General features: G+C 52.6%; 3 protein-coding genes. 1 reads left to right on the forward strand and 2 read right to left on the reverse strand.

Annotated elements, in window-relative coordinates:
* Positions 1-248 precede the first annotated feature (248 nt).
* Entirely contained in the window at positions 249-1,289 is a 1,041-nt protein-coding gene (locus tag VKV29_RS05060; RefSeq protein WP_324200214.1) for an NDP-sugar synthase, read from the forward strand.
* 1,138 nt (positions 1,290-2,427) lie between these two features.
* Here the strand turns inward: VKV29_RS05060 and VKV29_RS05065 are convergent.
* Positions 2,428-3,138, reverse strand: coding sequence for a hypothetical protein (locus VKV29_RS05065; RefSeq protein WP_324200215.1), 711 nt, complete (start codon positions 3,136-3,138; stop codon positions 2,428-2,430).
* Between the two features lie 1,217 nt (positions 3,139-4,355).
* Positions 4,356-4,716: hypothetical protein (locus tag VKV29_RS05070; RefSeq protein ID WP_324200216.1), on the reverse strand; the 361-nt coding region annotated here is incomplete at its 5' end.

The following is a 4,716-nucleotide window of genomic DNA, read 5'->3' on the forward strand; positions in this document are numbered from 1 at the left end:
GATGGTTACATCGTAAAGGTCTCTCTCTACCGCGTCCTCTTGCGGTGCGATTTTAGGCTCACTCACTGCGGTCAATTTCTACAATTTCTCCTTTAGGTATCCCTCGCACGAAGTCGGTTGCTTCTAATTGCATACGATGCGCCTAGTTATTGTATCACATTTCCGAGCAGGTTTGGCCTCTCTTTGAGTAAAATAGCTGCACGTGCTTTGCGAGCACACTACCTACTACGTTCGAGGAGGAGAAACCGTTGAAAGGCATCATCATCGCAGGAGGGCTGGGCACGCGCCTGCGCCCGTTAACCTACCGGCGTCCCAAACCGCTTACGCCGGTGGCCAATAGGCCCTTCTTGGAATATCAAGTGGCGCTGCTTCGGCAACATGGCATCGAAGACATTGTGTTCGCCACCAACTACATGGCCGACCAGATCGAGGCCCACTTCGGCGATGGTTCCCGTTTCGGCGTACGCATGCGCTATGCGGTCGAAGAGGTGCCTTTAGGAACCGGTGGTGCCATCCGCAATGCCGCACAGTTCTTTCCAAACGAGACGGTTGTGGTATTTAATGGGGATGTGCTCACCGATTTCGATCTCGGCAAGATCATCGCGTTCCACAAGCAGCGAGAGGCCATCGCAACCATTACCCTCCACGAGGTGCCAAGCCCTCATCCCTTTGGCGTGCTTCTTTTGGATGAGCAGGGCCGTGTGTTGGAATGGCGCGAGCCTAGCGAGGAGGCGAAACGAGCCGTCACTCTCGACCCCGACCTAACCCCCTCCGGTAAAGACCTCATCAACGCCGGCTTCTACATCCTCGAACCGGAGTTTTTGGAGCGAATCGAGTTGGGCAAGCCCAGCTCTATTGAACGCGATATCTTCCCGCGCCTTCTTGCGGAGGACGCGCCTATTTACGGAATTGCTCCTGGTGGCTTCTGGCTCGACGTAGGGCGAGCCGAGCAGCTGCTTATGGCCACGCAGGCCATCCTTTCGGGACAGGTAAAAACCGCGGTTCCCGGCCTCGCCGTAGGCGAAGGCACAACGATAGCGCCCAGCAGTTGGATCAACGGTATGACGGCCATCGGTCGAAATTGCCGTATCGCAGGCCAAACGCGCCTGGAAAACTGCATCCTCATGGATAACGTGACCGTGGGCGAGCACGTGCGCCTCAGCAATGTTATTGTAGATGAGGGCACAACGCTTCAAGAAGAGGTGGTTCTCGAAGGGCGGGCAGGCGGCCCCACTCCTGTCATCGCCGCCGAATCGGTGTTGGGACGAGGAACCCGCCTCCACCTATAAGTGTAAGACAACGCTCATGCCCAGTCGCTCCGCTTGGTATGGAAGCCTGTGGTGCGGCCTGTTTCTTGTGTTTAGGGGTAGGCCTTGCGCCTACCCCTACTGCCTACCCTATCTCCACAGGTGCCTACGCCCTACTTGCCGCGGGCTAAAGCCCCTCTTTGTCAGCTTTGTGGGTAGCATATCCCCCGGCCCTACAGGCCACCATGGAGGCCCACACCGCTCCGCACGGCCTCACAAACGCCCTGCAACCGTTTATCACTGCGATTCCGTAGACATCCTCAAGGGTTGTGGACGGGAATAAGCAATGGGCTTTCTTCTATTTCCTTGGATGAGACCTCTCCTCCAACCCAAATAATCGGGTACCTTGAAACGTCCGGCGCTAATAGCTCCGATTCAACCGAGTCATTTGGGTCTGCATGTGCGTAAATAATAAAAGTTAAGGCATTTTTTCGCGTCCCATTATTCGGATAAAGCGCAAAAGCATAACTTGGTATAGACTGAAACGACTGGGCACCATACCAACGGACGTTAGATTTTGCATAGTAGTGCCGATAGAATGCATAGGTTTTTTGCCAAGAGAGGCGAGAGGCTACAAGGTATTCTACACTGATGTCCCCCACATAGAACCCTTTCAATAAATAAAACCCCAAAATCCGCGACCCGGGTGGAAAAACAAGCGGGGGAGTCAGAAGATGACTCCCTAGTTTAGGGATAGTTATAGGACTTTGTGAAGAGGAGGTAGAAGGCACAATCCGGAAGAGTAAGGGCTGCGTTGAAGAAAGAGGAGATGGGTCCGCAGAACGAGATGGAGGCGACAAGGAGAGGTGGTTACAAGCAGCAAGCAGCAGAAAAAGAGCGCTTGCAACCCCCATGAAGGAAAACAATCTGAATGTGCTCCTTTTAATTGGCATAGGATTTAATTCTTCTTAAGGAATTAAAAACGGCAATCTTGTACTACACCCGTTCACACACTGTCTGTAGGAAACACCGTTGGTACAGAACTTACTACAGCAATCCAGACACCAGTTGTCTGGCACGTTGCGGCAGGGAATTCGGCAGTTAGCCTTATCTCATCTATACACGGCCAGGGGAACATGCTCCCCGTTCTTAGGCTGAACAACGAATCGGCATGAGTCTATCACTTCACGGTTTGCCTCTGCTCGTGCTGTTTATTTGTTAGCCTGCTGGGAGTTTGTTCCCTTGCACCCTGGCCCTCTTCACCGTTCTGTAAGACAGGTTCGCTGTGGTTGGTTGCAGCGGAATAAGCAAGAAGCAGCTTATCTTCAGGCGCACGGCTCGGATGCAGTAACTGCTCCGTAGGGGCCGCGCAGGGTTGAAGCAACTCCTCGACGCCCAAGCTCTTTGCCAACTTCTCGGCTGTCTCAAGCGCCAGCTGACAAAGGGAAGGCTCCTTCATCGCCCCCTTTCCTTCCGCGAAACTCTTCAGAATGGGGATGTCCTCTCGTGAACCCGCTTTCTCCAACGTTCTTATAAGCGCCTCTACCAGTTCTGCATCCGGAGCCTGCATGATGAGCTTATGAATCGGCTTGCGAACCTCCTCCAGCCAACACTTTTTAACGTCCTGCAAAGCGTTGAGCGATCGGGTCAAAATGTAGCAGTAAATGCAGCCTCGCTCCTCCCAGCTATCCTTCCAGGGTTTATTGGGCAGGGAATAGAGCACATAGGAAATCAGTGAGGTGATGTCCTCTGGAGCGAGTGGCAAACTGCGTCTATACAATTTCTTAGTACGCGATAGCGCATCAAATCTACCATTGACCATAGCAGACGGTGATGAAATTAGAACGAGTAGGAATAAGAAAATAACAGACTGTGAAGATTCATCAATCAAGCTAAATCCGCTTTTATTGGGTCTCCATGGATGAAAGATAAAAAGGAGACTGATGAGAGCGACAAAGGGTAGAGATTTCCAGACCAGTCCCGCGAGGGATCTAAGAGGCCTATGGAAAAACTTTTGGATAGAAGCAATCTGGGAGGTTGAGGTGAAAGCAGCCGGCTCGGGGCAGTGAGAGAGAGCGGTTTTACAGGCCTCTACCACCCTTGCGGAGTGGGCCACGGAGGAGGGGACATAGACCCAATCGCGCAGGCCTACGATCAGCCAACCGTGCCTGTTTGAATTTGGAGGCCCCCAAGGTTTTATCTCTACGATTTCTGACCATGGAACCCACGTTGTTCGGAACAGGCTTGTTGCAAGGAGGCCTTGGGCGTTGATGCGGAGAAACTGGCACTTAGAAATGAGGTTCCCCATCGCTTTTCCCAACGATACAATACCAATACATAGGGCGAGCAGAAGTGCTATTAGACTCTTATCTAGAAATGCATGTATGGCAGGTCTGTCCAATTGAATGGGTGGAACGATAGGTGTAGAGGGAAAGGTCATAGCCTTGAAGAGAAAAAGCGTGCCTATACCAAGTCCTATCAAACCTAGTAGCAGCAGGCCGATATTAATCCAAAAAGCTTTTCCTGTGGGCGACAGGAAGTAGGTGCGTGAGTCGGATGTCTTTTTCACGCGGCGGCTTTGAAGTGCTTCACGAATTGCGCGTAACATCATAGATGCTCCATTCTGAACGGGTTGAATAACATAACGATTTTGGGCGTGGAGACTCGCAGCTTATAGTCAGATACGAAGTCTCCACGCTTTCCGTTCGCCTTATAGCCTATGATTATGGAGTGCCTCCACGAGCAATACATTGATTATATTGGTTTTTGCAATTGTTACTGCATCCTGAGTACGCTGCTGCACAGCCCGCTATGCCTGCTGCAGCTAGTGCAGTACAGGCTCTAAGGCAGATCAAGACAAATGGCCCAGTATCTACACATCCTGCTATACATACTGCGACTCCTGCAGCAACTGCAGCGAGACAAAAATCCTTTGCCGCATTGCACATGTTCATGCACTCCTCATATATGACCTGACAGTTTGGTTTCGGAGGCTTAGGTTGTGGCGGTTGTGGATGTGGATGCGGATGCGGGGGATGAGGCCTTGGATGATGTCTTGGATGACATTTGTGCCGCCGATGATGGCAGGTATGGCAAAGAGGCATAGCCCTATTGGCATACAGCGGGCAGGCCACAGGAGGGCCGCTGAAGTCCAAGCCCCTCCACATCTAACACCAACCCTGCCGGACGATAGGGGGTCTGGGCGCTCCCGCTCGTGACCATAGCTACTCCAAAGCTATCATACTCAAGGCCGACGCCCTTCCCCTCATTGCTCGACAGCACGTTCCCACTCCCGTCCGTTATCACCCCCTTATTGCCCAGCACGTCTCCATGATGGTACTCCCCATTTCTCCTCACCAACAGGCTGCTGCAGCCACCACCGGCACGAAGATACAACGCCTGAACATTCCAGACCCCGCCGCTCAGGTCGCTTACCTCCTCCACCAACTCCCCGGCACTACACGCTACC

Source organism: Chthonomonas sp. (assembly GCF_035294165.1).
Taxonomy (GTDB): Bacteria; Armatimonadota; Chthonomonadetes; order Chthonomonadales; family Chthonomonadaceae; genus Chthonomonas.